Origin of the sequence: Mumia sp. ZJ1417 (genome assembly GCF_014127285.1) — a bacterium.
GTDB lineage: Bacteria > Actinomycetota > Actinomycetes > Propionibacteriales > Nocardioidaceae > Mumia.
This window is the reverse complement of sequence record NZ_CP059901.1, coordinates 469,536-485,978: the sequence shown is the minus strand read 5'-3', so window position 1 is coordinate 485,978 and position 16,443 is coordinate 469,536. Positions and strand designations below refer to the sequence as shown.

General features: G+C 70.3%; 16 protein-coding genes, 3 tRNA genes and 1 pseudogene. 10 read left to right on the top strand and 10 right to left on the bottom strand.

Annotated elements, in window-relative coordinates:
* The first annotated feature begins 67 nt into the window (after nt 1-67).
* Nucleotides 68-2,263, top strand: a complete 2,196-nt coding sequence (locus H4N58_RS02265; RefSeq protein WP_167249198.1) for an MMPL family transporter — start codon at nt 68-70, stop codon at nt 2,261-2,263.
* A 67-nt stretch (nt 2,264-2,330) separates the two neighbouring features.
* Here H4N58_RS02265 and H4N58_RS02260 read toward each other — a convergent pair whose 3' ends face one another.
* Genes H4N58_RS02260 through H4N58_RS02235 form a run of 6 tightly spaced genes read right to left on the bottom strand, consistent with a single transcriptional unit; the run spans nt 2,331 to nt 7,399 of the window.
* Nucleotides 2,331-2,903, bottom strand: coding sequence for a hypothetical protein (locus H4N58_RS02260; protein WP_167001352.1), 573 nt, complete (start codon nt 2,901-2,903; stop codon nt 2,331-2,333).
* A gap of 21 nt (nt 2,904-2,924) precedes the next feature.
* Entirely contained in the window at nt 2,925-4,196 is a 1,272-nt protein-coding gene (locus tag H4N58_RS02255; protein ID WP_167001351.1) for a cyclopropane-fatty-acyl-phospholipid synthase family protein, read from the bottom strand.
* A gap of 20 nt (nt 4,197-4,216) precedes the next feature.
* Nucleotides 4,217-5,623 (bottom strand): FAD-binding oxidoreductase, encoded by a 1,407-nt coding sequence (locus H4N58_RS02250; RefSeq protein WP_243842863.1) that lies wholly within the window; start codon nt 5,621-5,623, stop codon nt 4,217-4,219.
* 59 nt (nt 5,624-5,682) lie between these two features.
* Nucleotides 5,683-6,105, bottom strand: coding sequence for a type II 3-dehydroquinate dehydratase (aroQ, locus tag H4N58_RS02245; protein WP_167001350.1), 423 nt, complete (start codon nt 6,103-6,105; stop codon nt 5,683-5,685).
* On the bottom strand, nt 6,105-7,061 hold the full coding sequence (locus H4N58_RS02240; RefSeq protein ID WP_208322835.1) for a pirin family protein: 957 nt from the start codon (nt 7,059-7,061) through the stop codon (nt 6,105-6,107). The genes aroQ and H4N58_RS02240 overlap by 1 nt, the downstream gene beginning before the upstream one ends.
* The gene (locus H4N58_RS02235) at nt 7,058-7,399 is read right to left on the bottom strand and encodes a metallopeptidase family protein (RefSeq protein ID WP_167002283.1); all 342 of its coding nucleotides are present in this window, start codon (nt 7,397-7,399) and stop codon (nt 7,058-7,060) included. Before H4N58_RS02235 ends, H4N58_RS02240 begins: the two co-directional genes overlap by 4 nt.
* Nucleotides 7,400-7,514: 115 nt before the next feature.
* Here H4N58_RS02235 and H4N58_RS02230 point away from each other — a divergent pair.
* The 4 genes from H4N58_RS02230 (at nt 7,515) to H4N58_RS02215 (ending at nt 8,647) form a co-directional block, all read left to right on the top strand.
* Nucleotides 7,515-7,590 (top strand) — tRNA-Glu (locus H4N58_RS02230).
* 89 nt (nt 7,591-7,679) lie between these two features.
* Nucleotides 7,680-7,756: transfer RNA gene (locus tag H4N58_RS02225), tRNA-Asp, on the top strand.
* Between the two features lie 105 nt (nt 7,757-7,861).
* The gene (locus tag H4N58_RS02220) at nt 7,862-8,470 is read left to right on the top strand and encodes a malonic semialdehyde reductase (RefSeq protein WP_167249200.1); all 609 of its coding nucleotides are present in this window, start codon (nt 7,862-7,864) and stop codon (nt 8,468-8,470) included.
* A gap of 100 nt (nt 8,471-8,570) precedes the next feature.
* Nucleotides 8,571-8,647: transfer RNA gene (locus H4N58_RS02215), tRNA-Phe, on the top strand.
* A 100-nt stretch (nt 8,648-8,747) separates the two neighbouring features.
* Here the strand turns inward: H4N58_RS02215 and H4N58_RS02210 are convergent.
* Complete coding sequence (locus tag H4N58_RS02210) at nt 8,748-9,200, bottom strand: hypothetical protein (RefSeq protein ID WP_167001348.1); 453 nt, start codon at nt 9,198-9,200, stop codon at nt 8,748-8,750.
* Nucleotides 9,201-9,279: 79 nt separating this feature from the next.
* Nucleotides 9,280-9,495: a BldC family transcriptional regulator gene (locus tag H4N58_RS02205; RefSeq protein ID WP_167001347.1), complete on the bottom strand. Its 216-nt coding sequence runs from the start codon at nt 9,493-9,495 to the stop codon at nt 9,280-9,282.
* A 177-nt stretch (nt 9,496-9,672) separates the two neighbouring features.
* On the opposite strand from H4N58_RS02205, the gene H4N58_RS02200 reads away from it, so the two are divergent.
* Nucleotides 9,673-10,749, top strand: a complete 1,077-nt coding sequence (locus H4N58_RS02200; RefSeq protein WP_243845032.1) for a Glu/Leu/Phe/Val dehydrogenase — start codon at nt 9,673-9,675, stop codon at nt 10,747-10,749.
* A 41-nt stretch (nt 10,750-10,790) separates the two neighbouring features.
* Here the strand turns inward: H4N58_RS02200 and H4N58_RS02195 are convergent, their stop codons facing one another.
* Both H4N58_RS02195 and H4N58_RS02190 read right to left on the bottom strand, forming a co-directional pair.
* Nucleotides 10,791-11,663, bottom strand: a complete 873-nt coding sequence (locus H4N58_RS02195; protein WP_167249204.1) for a siderophore-interacting protein — start codon at nt 11,661-11,663, stop codon at nt 10,791-10,793.
* Complete coding sequence (locus H4N58_RS02190) at nt 11,647-12,618, bottom strand: ABC transporter substrate-binding protein (protein WP_167249206.1); 972 nt, start codon at nt 12,616-12,618, stop codon at nt 11,647-11,649. Before H4N58_RS02190 ends, H4N58_RS02195 begins: the two co-directional genes overlap by 17 nt.
* 72 nt (nt 12,619-12,690) lie before the next feature.
* Between H4N58_RS02190 and H4N58_RS02185 the strand changes: the two genes are divergently transcribed.
* From H4N58_RS02185 to H4N58_RS20860, 4 genes and pseudogenes are all read left to right on the top strand, one after another.
* Nucleotides 12,691-13,710 (top strand): iron ABC transporter permease, encoded by a 1,020-nt coding sequence (locus tag H4N58_RS02185; protein ID WP_243845033.1) that lies wholly within the window; start codon nt 12,691-12,693, stop codon nt 13,708-13,710.
* A 20-nt stretch (nt 13,711-13,730) separates the two neighbouring features.
* A complete protein-coding gene (locus tag H4N58_RS02180; protein ID WP_208322241.1) occupies nt 13,731-14,783 on the top strand; it encodes an iron chelate uptake ABC transporter family permease subunit in 1,053 nt (350 codons plus the stop codon).
* On the top strand, nt 14,776-15,561 hold the full coding sequence (locus H4N58_RS02175) for an ABC transporter ATP-binding protein (protein WP_167001343.1): 786 nt from the start codon (nt 14,776-14,778) through the stop codon (nt 15,559-15,561). The genes H4N58_RS02180 and H4N58_RS02175 overlap by 8 nt, the downstream gene beginning before the upstream one ends.
* Nucleotides 15,554-16,411: pseudogene (locus H4N58_RS20860) on the top strand (ABC transporter transmembrane domain-containing protein); the annotation flags it as partial. The gene H4N58_RS02175 and the pseudogene H4N58_RS20860, both read left to right, overlap by 8 nt.
* Nucleotides 16,412-16,443 lie beyond the last annotated feature (32 nt).

Genomic DNA, 16,443 nt, shown 5'->3' with positions numbered 1-16,443 from the left:
CCCTGATCCGGAGCGCGCGAGACGGAATCGTCATGAGCGACGGATCCAGACGAACCGAGAGGTCATTATGACTACCACCGCACCACCTCCGCACAGGCAGGGCATTCGTCCCACGCGCCGCTCGCCGGTCGTGCGTGTCGCTCGCTGGAGCGCGACCCGTCCGTGGCGCGCGCTCGGGCTGTGGCTGACCCTGGTCGTCGGCGCGATCGCGCTCATGGCCGTGGTGCCGATGCAGAGCATGTCCGACGACGACTACGGCATCGGCGAGTCCGGCCGCGCGGCGGAGATGATCCGCGACGCCGGGCTCGAGCAGGCGCCGAGCGAGGTCGTCCTGATCACCGCCGACAGCGGAGCGCTCGATCGTACGGCCGCCGAGCAGGCGTACGAGTCGCTGCGTGTCGGCGCTGAGGGCGTCGCACACGTCGAGGCAGTCGGGCCGCCCGTGTGGGCCGAGGACGGCTCAGCGATGCTCGTACCCCTGACGCTCGAGAAGGGTGTCGACGACCTCGACTCCACGGTCGAGGCGCTGCAGGACTCGACGGCCGAGGTCGCCGCGGCGAACCCCGCCCTCGACATCGCGCAGACCGGCGGCGAGTCCATCGGGACGCAGGTTGACGAGCGTGTTGGTGAGGACCTCTCCTCCGGTGAGATGCGCAGCCTGCCGATCACGTTCCTCATCATGATCGTCGCGTTCGGCGCCCTGATCGCCGCCGCGATCCCGGTCGCGCTCGCGTTCTCGTGCGTGCTGACCGCGATGGGCCTGTACGCGGTGGTGTCCGTGCTCGTGCCCGACTCGGGGACGGTCGCGAGCGTGATTCTCATGATCGGCATGGCGGTCGGCGTCGACTACTCGCTGTTCTACCTCAAGCGCGAGCGCGAGGAGCGGCTCAAGGGTGCCACCACGATCGACGCGATCGAGATCGCCGCGGCGACATCCGGGCGCGCCATCATCGTCGCCGGCTTCGCCGTGATCGTCGCGATGTCCGGTCTGCTCCTGACCCGCGACACCGTCTTCGCCGGTCTTGCCATCGGCGCGATGCTCGTCGTCGCCGTGGCGATGGTCGGGTCCGTGACCGTGCTGCCGGCGCTGCTCGCGAAGCTCGGCCGCTGGGTCGACCGTCCGCGTGTCCCCGGCCTGTGGCGCCTCAACCGCCGCATCGGGACGGGCGGCATCAGCAAACGCCTCATCAACCCGGTCCTGGCGCACCCGAAGACATCGCTCGCCGTGTCCCTCGGCGCACTCGTCGCGCTCTCGGCTCCCGCGCTCGGCATGACCTTGCACCAGGGCACGATCGACACCCTCCCGCAGGGCCTGCCGGCCGTCGCGACGTTCCAGAAGGTGCAGGAGCACTTCCCGGCCGAGCGTCCGACGCTCGAGGTCGTCGCGCGGGGTGACTCCGCCGACACGGCTGCGGTGAGCACCGCGCTCGAGTCGCTGGGAGCCCAGGCGCAGTCAGACGGGCTCGCCGCCAAAGCGAACCCGGTCGTGGTCTCGGACGACGGGCGCACCTCCGTCCTGCGGCTGACCGCCGTCGGTCACGAGGGCGACGAGGGCAACGAGGACGCGGTCACCGCGCTCCGCGAGACCGCGATCCCGGCCGCACTCGACGATCTCGACGGGGTCAAGTGGGTCGTCGGCGGCGACGTCGCCGAGACGATGGACTCGCAGGACGCCCAGCGCGACGCGCTCCCGCTCGTCGTCGGGTTCGTGCTGCTCCTGACGATGCTGATGATGTGGACAGTGTTCCGCAGCGGGACGGTCGCGCTGCTCACGACGGGCCTCAACCTGCTCTCCGTCGGCGCCGCGTTCGGCGTGATGACGCTGGTCTTCCAGAACACCTGGGCCGAAGGGATGCTCAACTTCACGTCGCCGGGCTTCCTCGTGGACTGGGTGCCGTTGTTCTGCTTCGTGATCCTGGTTGGGCTCTCGATGGACTACCACGTCTTCGTGATGAGCCGCGTGCGTGAGGGGATGCGCCGCGGACTGTCGACGCGGCTCGCGGTCGAGTACGGAGTCCGGGAGACGGCGAGCGTAGTCACGAGCGCGGCTGCGGTGATGGTGTCGGTGTTCGCCGTCTTCGCCACGCTGTCGATGCTCGAGATGAAGCAGATGGGCGTCGGGCTCTCGGTCGCGATCCTGGTCGATGCCACGATCGTCCGGCTGGTCCTGCTGCCGGCGGCGCTGGTGCTGCTCGACAAGCGCCTCGGCGCCCTGCGTCGCCCGGAGCGGACGGGCGAGCGCGAGCTGGTCCCGACCGCCTGACAGGTCTTGAGGGATTGCGCCCACGGACTGGGCACAATCCCTCAAGATCCGTTCGTACGGGCGTGCGTCAGGTGCGCACCGCGCCACCGACGAGGGCCTGCACGTCCCGCACGATCAGGTCGATCGGGGTGTCGAGAAGGTCCTGCGGCAGGTAGGCGACGCGCGTCCACGACCCGGCAGGCCTGCGGTGCGTCCGGATCCGCAGCACCGACGTGCCGCGCAGGGGACCACGCTGACCGAGGTTCGTGAGGTCGCCCCACGTCAAGGACGCGAGCCGTGCGGGGCCCAGGTCGGGCCACGAGACGTCGATGCCGGAGCGTCGTACGGCCAACGCCACGTCCGGACCGCCAACGCGTGGCAGGCCCGCACGGAAGCGACGGGAAGAGACGAGCGCGTAGGCGGGCACGACGCCGACCATCAGGAGCAGCACCGAAAGCCACAGCGCCACGAGTCCGAGCACCGGGACCAGGGCAAGCATGCCGAGCGCCACCAAGAGGACGGCAGCGAGAGAGAACATGTACGCCCGGATCGCTCGGGCGAAGCGCTGCTCGTACGAAGGAAGCCGCTCGAGACGAAAGCGCACGACGCCGATGACGTCGTGCGCTGTCGCGTTGCCTGGCAGGTCCGAGGAGTCCGTCACGCCCGTGAGCGTACCGCCGGATCAGCTCCCCCAGGTCGGCCTCAGCGGGAAGTCGCTCGAACCGTCAGGCGCGGTCTTGGTCGCCAGCACGTGGTGGAGCTGGATGTTGTTGCGCTCGAAGCCGATCCGCGAGCCGGCCATGTAGAGCCCCCACACCCGGGCGGTGCCGACCCCCACCTCGGCGACGGCCTCGTCCCAGTTGTCCTTGAGGTTGCGGTTCCAGTCGCGCAGCGTCATCGCGTAGTGGAGCCGCAGGTTCTCCTCGTGGTGCACCTCGAGCCCCGCGTCCTGCACCGACGTGATGATGCGCCCGGAGCCGGTCAGCTCGCCGTCGGGGAAGACGTACCGGTCGATGAACTGTCCCGCTGTCGCCCGCGCCCGGTTGTCCGGCCGCGTGATGCAGTGGTTGAGCAGCCGGCCGCCGACCTTGAGGTGGTCGCGGATGAACCCGAAGTAGGACGCGTAGTTGTGGACACCGATGTGCTCGGTGAGGCCGATCGAGCTGATCGCGTCGAATCCGGTCTCGGTGATGTCGCGGTAGTCGGAGAACCGCACCTCGGCGACGTCGGACAGCCCCTCGCGCGCGATCGCCTCCTGGGCCCAGAGCGCCTGCTGCTCGGACAGGGTCGCACCGATGACCGTCACGCCGTAGTGCTTGGCCGCGTGGCGCACCATGCCGCCCCACCCGCACCCGATGTCGAGCAGGCGCTGCCCGGGCTGGAGATCGAGCTTGCGGCAGACCAAGTCGTACTTCTCGAACTGCGCCTCCTCGAGGCTCGCATCGGCCTTGGGGAAGACGGCACACGTGTATGTCATCGACGGTCCGAGGACCAGCTCGTAGAAGCGGTTGGAGACGTCGTAGTGGTGGTGGATCACCTCGGCGTCGCGTGCCTTGGAGTGGCGGAGGTGCTCGAGCGCTCGACGCCAACGAGGCAGCGACTCCTGCGGTGGGGCCGGCGGCGGGAGCAGGTGGGAGACGCCCAGCGCCCGGACCACCTTCAGCGTGTCGGCCACGCTCGGCGCGCGCAGCCGGGTCTTCTCCATGAGCAGCACCAGCGCGTCGTACGGGTCGCCGGGATGGGCGCCTTCGATGACGAGGTCGCCGGTGACGTAGGCGCGGGCGAACCCGAGGTCGCCGGGTGCGCTCATGATGTACGAAAGTCCGCGCTCGTTCTCCAGACGCACCCGGATGGTCGCGTCGGGCGGGCCGAGGGAGCTGCCGTCGTACGCCTCGAAGTGGAAGGCGAGGTCATCGCCTTGGAAGAGGACCTCGAGCGCTTCGCCGATCGTCATGGTGGGTCTGGTCGTCACAGTCATCGACGCTTCACCGCTTTCTCGTACAGCCCGGTCAGCCGGTCCTTGGGGTCGTAGGTGGTCTTCACCTCGGTGAGGTGCGGGGTGTTGTAGAGGTCGGCGAACGTCTCCGCGTCATAGAACGCCTCCGAGTAGAGCGACTTGTGGCCGCCCAGCTCGTGGACCTTGTGCTCGACACGGCGGTTGACCAGGCCCGCCGGTGCGTCGCCAGGGACCGCGACGGTGCCCCAGAACCCGACATTGACGTACGTCGTGCCCGGCTCGAGCGGGTAGAGCGGCCAACGGGTCGCGCTGCCAGGGCCACCTGGCTCGCGCAGCCGCAGCGGGCACAGCCAGACGGGACGCATGCCGACCGCCTCGTCGAACCAGGTGAGGAACTCCGCGAGCCGGTCGACGGAGACCTCGATGTCCTGGATGACCCGCTCACGCTTCTCGATGCCGTTGCGCTTGAGCACGTCGAGCTTGTGGGCGATCGCGTACTTGGTGTCGAGGCCGACGATCCGCTGGAACACGTCACTGCGCCGATGCTTCCGTGGCCACACCCGCCGGATCAACGGATTTTGTGCACCGAACGCGCCGCTGCACCAGAACCAGTCGGTGTCCCAGCGCCAGAGGTAGTCCGCCATGGTCAGCGCATCGGTGGTCCGCTCGGCGATCGAGCGGTAGTAGATCTGCTGTCCGGTGTAGTCGCTGACCTGCTGTGGCTCGTCCGTGAACTCCGCCAGCGTCAGGAACACCTCGCCGGGCGAGAACGCCGTCCCGTCGATCGCGTCGACCCGTACGCCGTCGTGGCTTCGCGCGTCGACGATCCGTGCGATCGCGTCGGCCGCCGAGTCCGGGTCGTCGAAGCGCAGGTGACGCAGGCGCACGAACGGCGGCGCCTTCTCGAGGAGGATGCGGATGCGCGTCGTGTAGCCGAGCGTCCCGTACGAGTTGGGGAAGGCGAGGAACAGGTCGCTGTGCTCCTCACGGCTGCACGTGACCACCTCGCCGGCGCCGGTGAAGACGTCCATCTCGACGACAGACTCGTGCGGCAGCCCGCTGCGGAAAGACGTGGCCTCGATGCCGAGACCGGTGACCGCACCGCCGAGCGTGATCGTGCGCAGCTGCGGCACGACGTACGGGATGTAGCCGCGGGCCAGCGTGACCGCCACGAGGTCTTCGTAGGTGCACATGCCCTGGACGTCGGCGGTGGCCTCGCCGGTGGCGGGGTCGATGTCGACGCTCACCACGCCCGTCAGGCCCGAGACGTCCAGGCCGGGGGCGTCGGTCGCGTCCCGAGGGCGAAAGAGGTTGGTGGTGCGTTTGGCCAGCCGCACCGGTGCACCGCCAGGGATGGCGTCGTACGAGGCCTTGAGCCTGCGCACGGCGTCTTCGTGTGTCGCGTGTCCCACGAGGTCGCTCACGCACCTCAGGGTATGCACGACCCCTGACACCCGCTATACGGGTGTCCCGATTGTCAAGATCACGCCACGTAGCGCAGCGCCGCGACGTAGCCCTCGAACCCCAGCCCGACGATCACGCCGGTCGCGACGCCCGACAGGTAGGAGTGGTGCCGGAACTCCTCGCGCGTGTGCACGTTGGAGATGTGCACCTCGATCATCGGCGCAGTGAGCATCGCCGCGGCATCGCGGATGGCGACCGACGTGTGGGTCCACGCGCCGGCGTTGATGACGACGGGGTGACCGGCGTCGGCGGCGTCGTGGAGCCAGCCGATCATCTCGGCCTCGCTGTTGGTCTGCCGCACCTCGACCGTGAGGTCAAGCTCGGCGCCCGCCGCGTGGCACAGCGCGACCAGGTCGTCGTACGTCCGGTCGCCGTAGATCGTCGGCTCGCGCAGGCCGAGGCGGTTGAGGTTGGGGCCGTTGAGGACGAGGACGGTGGCCATCAGGGGTGCTCCTGGTTCGGTGCCGGTGCAGGCTCAGCGAAGTGCCACGCCAGTATCTCGGACGACGCGAGCGCCTTCACCCCCAACGGCCCCGCGCTGGACGCGCGGACTGCGTCACCCGCGTCGAGCACGGTCCCGGCCACGTCGACAGAACCCCGCGTGACCTGCAGGTAGACCAGGCCGTCCTCGGGGAGCGCGACCACGTCGCCCACGTCGAGCAACGCGGCGTGGAGCGTGACGCCGTCGCGCAGCCGAAGCACGTCGAGGAGGTAGCCGCGCGCACCCTGGAGGTCCCACTGCCGGTACGTGGGCGCGCCGGGGTCGGGATCCGCGAGCTCGTCGGCGGAGGGCGCGACCATCATCTGCAGGAAGCGCAGCGGCTCGGTCTCCGACGCGTTGCGTTCCGTGTGCTCGACAGCGGTGCGGGCGCTGACGTGCTGCACCTCACTGGGCCGGATCACGCCACGTGTGCCCGTTGAGTCCTCGTGCGCGAGCGCCCCGTCGAGCACCCAGGTGACGATCTCGACGTCGCTGTGCTGGTGGCTGGCATACCCGGCACCCGGGTCGAGGCGCTCCTCGTTCACCGCGCGGAGCGGACCGAACGCGACGTTGTCGGGGTCGTAGTGGTCCCCGTACGAGAACGAGTGCCGCGTCGTGATGCCGTCGCGCCGTGTCTCGTTCCGCTCGTCGGCACGGATCACACGAGCGGGCCGCTGGTTGAGCCTGTCGAAACCCAGCCGCTGGTTGAGCCTGTCGAAACCCAGCCGCTGGTTGAGCCTGTCGAAACCCAGCCGCCGGTTGAGCCTGTCGAAACCCAGCCGCCGGTTGAGCCTGTCGAAACCCAGCCGCTGGTTGAGCCTGTCGAAACCCAGCCGCTGGTTGAGCCTGTCGAAACCCAGCCGCTGGTTGAGCCTGTCGAAACCCAGCCGCTGGTTGAGCCTGTCGAAACCCCTCATGCGTACCCCAGCTCGTGCAGCCGGTCGTCGTCGATGCCGAAGTAGTGCGCGATCTCGTGGGCGACGGTGATCCCGACCTCTTCGATCACGTCCTCTTCGACGTCGCAGATCGCGAGCGTCGGGTTGCGGTAGATCGTGATCCGGTCCGGCAGCACCCCTCCGTACGCGGAGGTCCGCTCGGTGACAGGGATGCCGTCGTAGAGGCCGAGCAGCGTCGGGTCGTCGTCGGGGGCGTCGTCCTCGATGAGGAGCACGACGTTCTCGAGCAGCCCGGTCAGGTCCTCAGGCAGCGCGTCGAAGGCCTGCTCGACGAGCTCGGCGAAGCGGTCCGGCGACATGTCGATCACGAGCCCCAGTGTGCCGGAGTGCCCCCACACCCCGTCCCCGGCTTTGGCACCCGGACGATGCTGCCCGTACGATGAACCGTCCGCACCGTGGCGAACGGGGCGGGGCGCCCCCTTCGTCTAGCGGCCTAGGACGCCGCCCTTTCAAGGCGGTAGCGCGGGTTCGAATCCCGTAGGGGGTACCACCACTCAAAGGGGACCCCCCGTTTTGGAGCCGCTTGGGGCGTCCGCTAAAGTGGTGCTCGCACCGCTGAGCGGTGACAACTGAAGATCTGGCCCTGTAGCGCAGTTGGTTAGCGCGCCGCCCTGTCACGGCGGAGGTCGCGAGTTCGAGTCTCGTCAGGGTCGCCATCCACGAAGGTCCGAGCCATCCGGCTCGGACCTTCGTCGTTCCACGGTGACCCTTCCCACAGGTCGTTGCGGAACACACCTTTAATGATTGCCGTTTCAACAACCATGACCGCAACACTCCCCGAGTTGACGCTGCCCGCCGCCGCACAGGACCTCCTGTTCCGTGAGGCCAGGACCGCGAACGCCTTCACCGACGAGCCCGTGACCGCTGACGAGATCCGCGCCGTCTACGACCTCGTGAAGTACGGCCCGACCGCGATGAACAGCCAGCCGCTGCGCATCACCCTCGTGGCCAGTGACGAGGCGCGCCAGCGCCTCCTGCCGCACATGAACGACGGCAACCGCGCCAAGACCGGCGCCGCACCGCTCGTCGCGATCCTCTCCAGCGACGTCGACTTCCACGAGAACCTCCCCGAGGTGTTCCCTCACGCGCCGGGCATCCGCGACATGCTCCACGGCAACGTCGACGGCCGCGCCTCGATGGCCACGCTCAACGCAGGCCTCCAGATCGGCTACTTCATCGTGGGTCTGCGCGCCGCCGGCCTGTACGCGGGACCGATGACCGGCTTCGACGCCGCCGGCATCGACGCGGAGTTCTTCGGCGGAACCGCCCAGAAGACCCTCGTCGTGGTCAACATCGGCCACCCCGCCGAGGACGCGTACATGGATCGACTCCCCCGCCTCGACGAGTCGCGGGTCATCACCGTCGCCTGACCCGAACCGGTTTCTCCCGCCCCGGGCGCGCCTTGTATAGTAAGGCTCGCCCGGGTGCTCCCGGGCTGCTTCTTGAGGCGAGAGTCTTGACGAGGCAGACGGCCAGGTAGCTCAGTTGGTACGAGCGTCCGCCTGAAAAGCGGAAGGTCGCCGGTTCGACCCCGGCCCTGGCCACCACCACGATTCCCCGGCCCACGGCCGGGGAATCGTCGTTTCGGCACACAGTCGCCGGCCCGCCGTACGTACGGCGACTACCCAGGGCCCGTGCCCGCAGGCCTCAACGACGCAGCGCGCGGTAGCCGGCGTAGGCCAGCCCCACCGCGACGGCATCCTCGGCGAGCGCTGCAGGAAGGTCGGGACGGCCCGTGCGTGCCCAGGCACCTCGCCACGCCGCGCCCGCGTACGAGCCGGCCAGCGCAGCACCCGCACCGACTGCAGCGGGCACGAGACGACTCACGCCTCCGCTCCCAGCAAGCAGCGAGCCCGTCAAGGCGCCCGACGCGACGCGACCCGCCAACGGGGCGGCCTTCAGGCGGCTCGGCGTGCGCGGCAGCTTGTCGCCGACCAGCTCCGCCGCGACGCCGCTGAGGGCAGCAGCACGCGACCATGTCGACCGATTGCCGGTCGACATGCGCGCGACCACCGGCCCGAGCGTCGAGCGCCCGCCGGTCGCAGCACCGAGTACGACGCACGCGATCACGATCCGTCGCGTAAGTCTGTCGTCAGCCATCACGCATCTCCTCTGACTCTGCCTGGCCTCGAGGTCCCCCGACCCCTCGCCCGGCTCGCTCAGCCTAGAAGGTGCTTGCTCAGCTCGCGCGGCTCTCGTCCTCTGGGCCGAATCCCTCCTCAAGGAGGCGACGGACCTCCGCCTCGCGGAATCGACGGTGGCCGCCGAGAGTCCGGATCGAGCTGATCTTGCCTGCTTGGGCCCACCGCGTGACGGTTTTGGGCACAACTCGGAACATCTTGGCGACCTCGGACGGCGTAAGAAGGCGTTCCGCATCGGGGGAGTGCGAATCCATGGTTTGAATGATGCCAAACCCGCCCTTTGGAACCGAGAGGGCACGGCGAATACGTACCGAGATGTAACCGAACGTCGCAGAATTCGTACCACCCCTGTCACGCCACCGCATCCGGACGGGCACTCCTAGAGTGGACACACGACGCGGTGTGATCGACGAGGAATGTGGAGGTGGGGCGTGAGCGGTCTGCAGGTGTCTCCGTTCGGCAGCGGCCATGAGCAGGTGGTGTTCTGCCAGGACGAGCAGAGCGGGTTGAAGGCGATCGTCGCCGTGTGGTCCACGGCGCTCGGCCCGGGGCTCGGCGGGACCCGCTTCTATCCCTACGCGAGCGAGAGCGCCGCCCTCGCCGACGTGCTCGCCCTCTCTCGCGCCATGGCCTACAAGGCGTCGCTGGCGGGGCTCGATCTCGGCGGCGGCAAGGCCGTCATCATCGGTGACCCGCAGCGCGACAAGTCCGAGGCGAGGCTGCGGGCGTACGGGCGGTTCGTGGAGTCGCTGCACGGTCGCTACTACACGGCGTGCGACGTCGGGACGTTCCCCGAGGACATGGACGTGATCGCGCGCGAGACGTCGTACGTGACGGGGCGGACGACCGCGCACGGCGGTGCCGGCGACTCGTCGGTGCTCACCGCGTACGGCGTGTTCCAGGGCATGCGGGCCTGCGCCGAGTTCGTCTGGGACAGCCCCTCGCTTGCGGGCCGTACGGTCGGTGTCGCCGGTGTCGGCAAGGTCGGGCGACACCTCGTGGAGCACCTGGTGGCCGACGGCGCCGACGTCGTGGTGACCGACGTCAACTCTGCGGCCATCGAGAGCGTGCGCACCGCTCACCCGAGCGTGCGCGCCGTCGCCGACACGGCCGCGCTGGTCCGCGAGCCGCTCGACGTGTACGCGCCGTGCGCGCTCGGCGGTGCGCTCGACGACGAGACGGTGTCCGTGCTGACTGCGCGCATCGTGTGCGGCGGCGCCAACAACCAGCTGGCGCACGCCGGCACCGAGGACCTGCTGGCCGACCGGGGGGTCGTGTACGCGCCCGACTACTGCGTCAACGCAGGCGGGCTGATCCAGGTCGCCGACGAGCTCGAGGGATTCTCGTTCGAGCGGGCGAAGGCGCGTGCGACCCGGATCCACGCGACCACGCTCGACGTGCTGCACCGCGCCAAGGACGAGGGCATCGCGCCCTCGACGGCGGCCGACCGCATCGCCGAGCAGCGCATGCGTGAGGTCTCCCGGCTGCGCGGCATCCTGCTGCCCTGACCCCGACGACCCCGCAAACCGGAGGCCAGAGGGCCGGGCGCTCAGTCGTCGTCGAGGTGCAGCGCGTGCTTCAGGCGGTGCGTGATCATCCGGCGCGTCGTGACCGCGTTGCTCCGACCCTGCTTCCAGTAGCCGGAGATGTCGGCCGTCGCGCCGTTGACGAGGCCGTGCCCCTTGGCCCACCGGCGTACGGGCTTGAGCAGCCCGGCCTCACCGCCGGCCCACAGCGTCCACGGCTCGTCCGCGGGCAGGTCGAGCGCAGCGAGGAACGGACCGAAGCCGTCCGCGCCCGTGCCGTCGTCCTCGTGGAGCCAGGTGACCTCGACCCCGTCGCGTACGGCAAGCTCCTGCTGCTCAGCGGCATCCGGGACGAGCACCGCGACACGCACACGGACGCCCCCGGGCAGCTCCTCGAGCATCCGTGCGACCGCGGGCAGGGCGGTGTGGTCGGCGAGGATCACGCGGTACGTGAACGCGTCGGGCGTCGCGTGGCCGCAGCGCGGCCCGGCGACCCACAGCCGGTCCCCCGGCTCGACCGACTGCGCCCAGTCCGACGCGAGTCCGCCAGGGTGGACGACGAAGTCCATCCAGACCTCGCCAGCCTCCGCGTCGTACCGGCGCACCGTGTACTCCCGCGTGGGCGGGAAGGGCCGGGGCCAGTCGAGATGGTCGCCGTCGGGGACCGGGTGGCGCGTCACGCCGGTGTCGGGGTCGGGGAAGACGAGCTTCACGTGCTCGTCGGGCGTCCTCGCCTCCCAGCTCGTGCCGGCGAAGTCGCCCCCGAGCACCAGCCGCACCATGCGGGGCGTGAGCTGCTCGCGCCGCAGCACCTCGAGCTCGCGCGCCCCGATGGGGTGCTCGACGTCCTCGAGCACCGGCCCCTCGAGCGCCACCGCGTCACTGCGCCGCGGCATACGCCTCAGCCACCTTCGCGATGTCGGCTGCCTGCCGGTCGGCCGCCTCGAACGTGTAGATCGTGCCGGAGGTCAGCGGGTACGCGTGCCCGGCCGCAGCGGCGGGGAGACGCTTCCAGGACGGCATCGCGAGGAGCTTCTCGTTCTCCGCAGAGACCTCACCCCCGAGCCCCGTGTCGTAGAGCAGCACGTTGCTCGTGTTCAGGCTCGGCAGGTTCTCCGTCGCGAGCTCGGCCGAGTAGCGCTCGGGGTTGTCGGTGTAGGTCGGGTTGTAGCCGAAGCCGGCCGCTTCGAGGCGGCGGTACGTGAGCGACTTGCTCGTGTCGACGTAGAGGACGGACTCGGAGTAGCCGAGCGACGTGGCGCTCGCATCGGCCAGCGCGTCACCGTACTGGTCCTTGATCGTGGCGAGCCTCTCGTTCAGCGCCTTGTCCCGCTCCTCGAAGTCCGTCGTCTTGCCGACCAGGTCGGCGACAACCGGGTAGTTGTCCCACACGTCGGTCGGCTCGGCGATCTTGAGGATCACGGTCGGCGCGACCTCCGAGATCGCCTCGTAGTCGATCCCGAGGCCGCCGTTGTCCATCCCGATGATGAGGTCGGGGTCGGCCTCGATGACCTTCTCGACGTCGATGCCCTCCCAGCTGCCGATGACCGGGGTGTCCTTCACCTCCGCGAACTGCTCGGCCGGGATCTCCTCGGCCATCAGCTCGGCCTCGAGCTGACCGACGGGCTTCACACCGAGCTCGGTGAGCATCGCGCCGGTCCGCCAGAGCGCGACGACGCGCTTCGGCTCGGTCGGGATCTCGATCTTCTCGCCCGTGAAGGACGACTCGACCGTCCGGGTCTCGCCCTCGCCGGCGGCAGCCTCGTCGTCGCCCCCGCCACAGCCGGAGACGGCCAGCGCCGAGGCGGCCAGCAGCGCGGCCACCGTCTTGAGAGAGCTTCTGGGTCGCATGTCACTCCTCGTCCTCGACCGGCTTCGCACCCGGTCGCATCATTCGATGATTGGTGAGGCTAACCTAAGCCAGTGAGGACGCCATCTCCCGGGTCGCCAGCCGGACGCCACACGGCACTGGCCGTCGCCCTGCTAGCCGCGACGGTCGTGGCCGCCGTCGTCAGCCTCGCGGTCGGGAGCAGGACCATCGGCTTCGGCGAGGTGCTGGGCGCACTGTTCAGCGACGTCGACTCCGACAATGCGACGGTGATCACCTCCCAGCGGCTTCCCCGTACGGTGCTCGCGCTCGTCGCGGGGGCGGCGCTGGGTGTCGCCGGAGCGCTCATGCAGGGCCACACCCGCAACCCGCTCGCCGAGCCGGGGCTGTTCGGAGTCAACGCCGGGGCCACGTTCGGCGTCGCGGTGCTGGTCTTCGTCTTCGGCGTCGAGGCGAGGGGAGCGACGGTCGTCGCTGCGCTGGTCGGCGCGGGGACGGTGTCGGCGGTGGTCTTCCTTCTCGGCCTGGGCAGCCTGCGCCGAGGCGCGATGGTGATGCTCGCCGTCCTTGGTACGACGATGGCGGCGCTGCTGTCCGCCCTCACCTCGGCGCTGATCCTGCTCGACCGTCAGACGCTGGACGTCCTGCGGTTCTGGGAGGTCGGCGCGGTCTCGAACCGTGACCTCGACCTCGCGGTGCCGCTGCTCGCGATCGCGTGCGTCGGGTTCGTGCTGGCCACCGCGAACGCGTTCTCGCTCAACGCCCTCGCGCTGGGTGAGGACGTCGCCCAGGCGCTGGGGACGCGGGTACGCCGGGCGCGCGTGGTCGGGATCGCCGGCGTGACGATGCTGGCGGGCGCGGCGACCGCGGTGTGTGGTCCGATCGCGTTCGTGGGCCTCGTCGCGCCGCACGTCGCGCGGGTGCTGAGCGGGCACGACTACCGCTGGCTCGTGCCGTACGCGGCGCTGATCGGCGCCGTCGTCCTCACGGCGGCCGACACGTTCGGGCGCGTCGCCGCGCCGCCCGGCGAGCTCCAGGCAGGTGTGGTGGTCGTGGTGGTCGGGGCTCCGTTGTTGATCGCGATCACACGGCGCCGAAGGCTGGTCGCGCTGTGAGCGCGCGTCAGGACCGCGTTGTGAGCGCGCGGGCGGGCGTCCGGTTCGGCCCGTTCGGCATGCTCGTACGCCGCCGGGCCGCGCTGTGGGGCGTGGGCGTCGTCGCCGTGCTGGTGGGGACGACCTTGTTCGCGGTGTTCACCGGCACGCTCGACCTACCCGCCTCGCGAGTGTGGGCGACGCTGCTCGGCGAGGGGTCGCGGGTGGACGAGCTGGTCGTGATCGACCGCCGTCTCGTACGGGCGGTGGTGGCCGTGCTCGTCGGGTTCGTCCTCGGCCTGAGCGGCGCGCTCACCCAGACCGTGACACGCAACCCGATCGCGACGCCCGACCTGCTCGGCGTGACGGCGGGCGCGAGCGCCGCGGCCGTCCTCGTCATCACGCAACCGTGGCTCGTCGAGACGATCACGGGCACCGCCACGGTCTCGCTCGTCGCTCCGGCCGCGATCGCGGGCGGCCTGCTGACGACGGCAGCGATCGTGGGCCTGGCTTGGCGGGGCGGCTTCGACGGGATGCGCCTGGTTCTGGTGGGACTGGGCGTGAACGCGATCGCCCTGGCGCTGGTCTCGTGGGGCCTCATGCGTGCCGACCTGGAGAGCGCGGCGGTCGCGACGCGATGGCTGACCGGGTCGTTGTCGGGGGTGCGCACCGCGGACCTGTGGCTGCTGCTGCCCGTCGTCGTGCTGGCCGCCGCGTGCAGCGTGGTCCTGTCGCGCGACCTCGGCGCCCTTCGCCTGGGCCGCGACGTGGCCGCGTCGTTGGGGACCCGACCGGCACGCGCGGAGGCATACGCGGTCGCGCTCGCCGTCGTGTCGGTCTCGGCAGCGACCGCGGTCGCCGGTCCTATCGGGTTCGTGGCGTTCGTCGCGCCGCAGGCTGCTCTGCGCCTGTTCGGCACGGCGGGTCCGACGCCGCTGGCCGCCGGCCTGGTCGGCGCCGCGGTGGTGCTGGTGTCCGACCAGACGGCGCAGCGGCTCCCCGTCGAGCTCCCGGTGGGGGTCGTCACCGCGGTGATCGGCGCGCCTGCTCTGATGTTCCTGCTCATCCGCTACGTACGGAGAACCAGTGTCTAGTCCGCTCCGCGCCGAGGGCGTGGTCGCCGGCTACGGCGGTCGCGACATCTTGCACGGGATCACGCTCGACATCCCGGCAGGTCAGGTCACGACCGTGATCGGGCCCAACGGCTGTGGCAAGTCCACGCTCCTGCGCACGCTCGCGGGCCTGCTGCGCCCGCACAAGGGCCAGGTGCTCCTCGACGGGGAGCCGCTGTCCTCGATCAAGCCGCGCGAGGTCGCCCGGACGATGGCTGTCCTCCCCCAGAGCCCGGTCGCGCCCGAGGGCATGAGCGTCGGCGACCTGGTCGCGCGCGGGCGGCAGCCGTACCAGCCCTGGTATCGCCAGTGGTCGGCCGAGGACGAGCGGATCGTCGCCGACGCCATGGCGGCGACCGGCGTGGAGGAGCTTGCCGACTCCGCCCTCGACGAGCTGTCGGGCGGCCAGCGCCAGCGCGCGTGGATCGCCATGGCACTCGCCCAGGACACCGAGCTGCTCCTCCTCGACGAGCCGACCACCCACCTCGACCTCGCGCACGCGGTCGAGGTGATGGACCTCGTCGTCCGGCTGCGCCGCGATACCGGCCGCACGATCGTCGTCGTGCTCCACGACCTCAACCTCGCCGCCCGCTACAGCGACCACCTCGTCGTCATCGACAACGGGCACGTGGTCACGCAGGGCACTCCCGCCGAGGTCATCGAGCCAGGCCTCCTCGCGAAGGCGTTCGGGCTCTCGGCCCACGTCTTCCCCGACCCGGTCGACCGCCTCCCGACGGTCATCCCCACACTCCATGGCTGAGGGCAGGCCGCTGACCGGCGGCGGGATCGTACGGCGCATGGTGCGCCGCAACACCGGTCGCCTCAGCGCCTCGTTCGCCCTGCTGTGCGTGTGGCAGCTCAGCGAGGCGCTCGTGCCGATCCTGATCGGTGTCATCATCGACCGCGCGATCGCGCCCAGCGACACCACCGCCTTCGTCGTCGGCGCAGCCGGCCTGTGCCTGCTGATGGGCACGCTCAGCTACTCCTACCGCTTTGGCGCCCGGATCGCCTTCAACGTCGTCCAGCGCGAGGAGCACGCCCTGCGCATGGAGGTCGCCGCGCACGTCTTGCACCCGCGCGGAGCCCGTACGGGGATGCTGCCGGGCGAGACGCTGTCGATCGCGACCGGCGACGCTCAGGCGGCCACGCTGGTCGTCCGCTGGATCGGCTTCACGGTGAGCTCGACGGTCGTCCTCATCGCGGCCGCGGCGTACCTGCTCTCGATCGACGTCGTCCTCGGCGTCGTCGTCCTCGTGGGGGTGCCGACCGCCGTCGGGCTCTCGCAGCTGATCAGCCCGTTCCTCGCCCGCCGCTTCAGCACCGAGCAGCAGGCCGTCGCCGAGGCCTCCGGCATGGCGACCGACCTCGTCCAGGGCATCCGCCCGCTGAAGGGCATCGGTGCGGAGCGCGCGGCGAGCGAGCGCTACCGCCGGTCGAGCCGTGGCGCCGAGCGTGCGGCCGTGGGGACGGTACGAGGCTGGGGCGCGATGGGCGCCATCACCAAGGCCCTCAGCGGCGTGCTGCTGGCAGCCGTCGCGCTCGTCGCCGGGCTGCGCGCGCTCGACGGCGAGCTGACGCTGGGGCAGTTCATCGCGATCGTCGGTCTCACGCAGTTCCTCGCCGAGCCCGTCGAGCTCGTCGC